General features: G+C 61.9%; 3 protein-coding genes and 1 pseudogene. 3 read left to right on the forward strand and 1 reads right to left on the reverse strand.

Going from position 1 to position 3580, the window contains the following annotated elements:
- Nucleotides 1–222 (reverse strand): GntR family transcriptional regulator (locus tag P792_RS39450; RefSeq protein WP_031241712.1); only part of this gene is annotated, 222 nt, incomplete at its 3' end.
- Nucleotides 223–505: 283 nt separating this feature from the next.
- Here P792_RS39450 and P792_RS35140 point away from each other — a divergent pair.
- The 3 genes and pseudogenes from P792_RS35140 to P792_RS0120440 form a co-directional block, all read left to right on the forward strand.
- Nucleotides 506–1699 (forward strand): acyl-CoA dehydrogenase family protein, encoded by a 1194-nt coding sequence (locus P792_RS35140; protein ID WP_051395974.1) that lies wholly within the window; start codon nt 506–508, stop codon nt 1697–1699.
- 77 nt (nt 1700–1776) lie between these two features.
- Nucleotides 1777–3237, forward strand: a complete 1461-nt coding sequence (locus P792_RS35145) for an NtaA/DmoA family FMN-dependent monooxygenase (RefSeq protein WP_051395986.1) — start codon at nt 1777–1779, stop codon at nt 3235–3237.
- A gap of 98 nt (nt 3238–3335) precedes the next feature.
- A pseudogene (locus P792_RS0120440) lies at nt 3336–3580 on the forward strand (LLM class flavin-dependent oxidoreductase); the annotation flags it as partial.

Genomic DNA, 3580 nt, shown 5'->3' on the forward strand with positions numbered 1-3580 from the left:
GAGCAGGCCGCGCTTTTGCGCCTCACCAATGGCGCGGGTGACCGTGCTGAGATTGGTGCCCAGACGGGCAGCCATCTCGCGCTGAGGGGGGAGCCTCTCACCCTCCTGCAAATCCCCCTTGCGGATCGCATGGGCAATACATTCGACCATGACAAGATAGAGCGCACCCGTCGCCCGGCTGAGCGCTGCTTTCCATTCATCGAGATAAGCTTCGCCTGCCATTTTCCGCCCCTGCCCCGCTATTCGCCATGCTGCATCAACTGGACCCGTTTCTACCCCCCAGGCGACAGCGCAGGAAGAGCCGACAGGTGCATGGAACGGGTCACCCAGACCAGGCAGGACGCCTGACCGTCGGCTGTGCATTATAACGATCCATGATAGTGATTAACGCATTTAACGTGATTCACCGTTGACAAAAAATATCATTCCATTCTGTTATGTCGATATAACAACTATTTTTGATTGTTGAATTCACGAAATTCAGTCCTGACGTAGGGATTTTGTCATGGTTTTCACGGAAATTTTTCGCGTTATTGCTCGAGATGCCGCGCAGCGCGACTGTGAAAGGGCCCCTGCGCATGACGCTGTTGCCGCTCTGGCTCAGGCCGGATTTGGTCGGTTGCGTCTGGACAAGGCGGTAGGCGGGGCAGGTTTGAGCCTGTCTCAAAGCTTCAGGGTCCTGCGAGACCTCGCCAGCGCGGACTCCAATATTCCACAGATTTTCCGGGCGCATTTTGCCTTTGTTGAAACACTGCGCGCCGGATTGCCGGATGCCGAACGGTGGCGCGGCCTGATACGCGAAAACCGGGTTCTGGGCGCGGCCATGGCCGAGCGCAACAACGAGACGAGCGTCACCACCCAGGTTACCGAGGCCCCTGAAGGACTGCGGCTGAACGGACGCAAATACTACTCGACCGGAACGCTCTATGCTGACTGGATTATTGTCTGGGCGGCTTTCGGGAGCGACAGGGTGCGCGTGCTCGTGCCTGCAGACGCCCCCGGCGTTACCCGTCTGGATGACTGGGACGGGTTTGGCCAACGCCTGACCGGCAGCGGCACCACGATTTTCGAGCAGGTTCCGCTGCAGCCCTGGCAGATTGTCGAACGCTCACCGTCTAACGCCCCGCCGAGCCAGCCTTTCCTTGGGGCCTATTACCAGCAATTCCACAACACGACCCTCGCAGGCATCGCCCAGGCCGTGCTGCGCGATGCGCTGGATTTTGTCCGCCCGCGCGAGCGGGTATTCGGCGTGCCGGGCAAGGTGGTCCAGAAGGATGACCCGATCGTGCAGAGCGTCGTGGGGCGTCTGTCTTCTCTTGCCTACTCGACTGCTGTGCTTGCCGATCGCGGGGCACAGGCGCTTGAGGAGATCGAGCCGCTCTTCCTTGCGGGCCAGCATGACGACGATGCCATCGAAAAGGCTCAGGAGGAAATCTTCAAGGCGCAGCAGATCATCGCGCAGCAGACGCTGGAAGCTGCCACGACCCTGTTCGAGGTTGGCGGTGCTTCGGCCACTTCCGAAACACGGCGTCTCGATCGGCATTGGCGCAATGCCCGCACACTGGCCTCGCATAATCCCGCCGCACAGCGTCAGCGCGAACTGGGCGATGTGGCGCTCAACGGCACCAGATTATGGACACCCTATCGCGACGGACTGCAACGCCTTGCAGCAGACGCAAAACGGGAGAACGCAGCATGAGCCCTGCACCCCACCCCGATCGGCAGGGCGCGGCACCGTCCGGCAAACGCAAGACCCTTCACGTCAATCTGTTCGAGATGGCCTGCGTCAGTCACATCGTCCACGGCATGTGGCGCGAGGAAGGCAACCAGCGCCATCGTTTCAGCGAGATGGCGTTCTGGCTTGAGACAGCCTGCAAAGCCGAGGCTGCGGGGATGGATGCCATCTTCCTGGCGGACGTGATCGGCATTTATGACCGGTTTGGCGGGCTCGATGCGTCATTGCGTCTTGGTTTGCAGATTCCGAATCTCGATCCGCTCTCGCTTATTCCGGCAATGGCCGCCGTTACCACCACGCTTGGCTTTGCCGCGACATTTTCCACGACCTACGAACCACCCTTCGCCTTCGCGCGGCGCATGAGCACGCTCGACCTGCTGACGAATGGCCGCGTGGGCTGGAACGTCGTTACCTCCTACCTGCCCAATGCCGCACGTAATTTCGGCCTGGATGGCGAGCTGGAACATGACAGCCGCTACGACCGCGCCGATGAATATCTCGAAGTGCTCTACAAGCTCTGGGAAGGCAGTTGGGAGGAGGAGGCTGTCATTGCGGATCGCGAAGGTGATCGCTTCAGCGATCCCGCTCGTGTGCGCCACATCAATCATGACGGCACGCATTTCCGTGTCGAGGGGCCGCATCTTGTGCAGCCCACACCGCAGCGAACACCGGTTCTGTTTCAGGCCACCGGCTCGCCACGCGGGCTGAAAACGGCATCACGCCATGCCGAGGCCGTGTTCATTGGCGGTCGCACACAGGACGAGGTGCGCAACCATATTGCCCGCACCCGCGCAGCGGCCGCAGCAGAAGGGCGCGATCCCTCGGAGCTGAAATTCTATGTGATGGCCGGTCTCATTGCAGGCCGCACAACAGAGGAAGCCGAAGCCAAACTGGCGCGCTACCGGGCTCTGTATTCCGTGGAGGGCGCACTGGTCCATGCTCAGGCTGAAATCGACCTGCGACAGTTCGACCCGGCGCTTACCATCGGTCAGGCCCTTTCTCAAAGCGGGCGTGAGTTGGGCAATATGGGGCGTCGATTTGGTGCCGATCAGACAGTCGGTGCGGCGCTCGCGCAGATCGCAAGCTTTGACGAGGGGCGCTTTTTCATCGCCGGCACGCCGGAGCAGATTGCCGATGCCATCGAGACCTGGCTCGATGAGGACGGCATCGATGGCATCAATCTGCGGCAATATCACAGCCACGAAACGCTGGACGATTACGCCACCCTGATCGCGCCCGAGTTGCGCCGCCGCGGAAGGCTGCCCCCCGCCCCGACAGAGGGTGAAACGCTGCGCCATCGCCTGACAGGGCGTGACCGCCTGCCCGACACCCATCCCGCCGCCGCCTATCGTAAGCCCCCGGCCTTCTGGGCCACCCCGCCAGCGTCCGACGCACATCCCATTAGCCCGTCCCCGCCAGCTCGGCGCACGCCAGAGCCCGCATCGCGACCACAGACCAGTCCACGGCAAGAGACCGTGCAGAAAGAAAGCGCCCTGCCATGACCCGCCCCCCTTTCTCCACCCCGTTCGCACCGGCAGAGAGCACCTCTTTCGGGGGGCGTTCAGGCGATGGTGGTGCAGCCCACACGACCCCGGACAAGATCAACGTCCTGTGGTTCCTGCCCACGCATGGTGACAGCCGTTATCTTGGCACCAGCGAGGGCGGTCGCGCGGTCGATCTGCCCTATTTGCAACAGATTGCCCGCGCCGCTGATTCGCTGGGCTATTATGGCGTGCTTCTGCCCACCGGGCGCAGCTGCGAGGATTCCTGGGTTGTTGCCTCCGCGCTGGTCACCTCGACCGAGCGTCTGAAATTCCTTGTGGCTGTGCGTCCGGGGCTCCAGTC

This window comes from Asaia sp. SF2.1 (assembly GCF_000505765.1).
Classification (GTDB): Bacteria; Pseudomonadota; Alphaproteobacteria; order Acetobacterales; family Acetobacteraceae; genus Asaia; species Asaia bogorensis.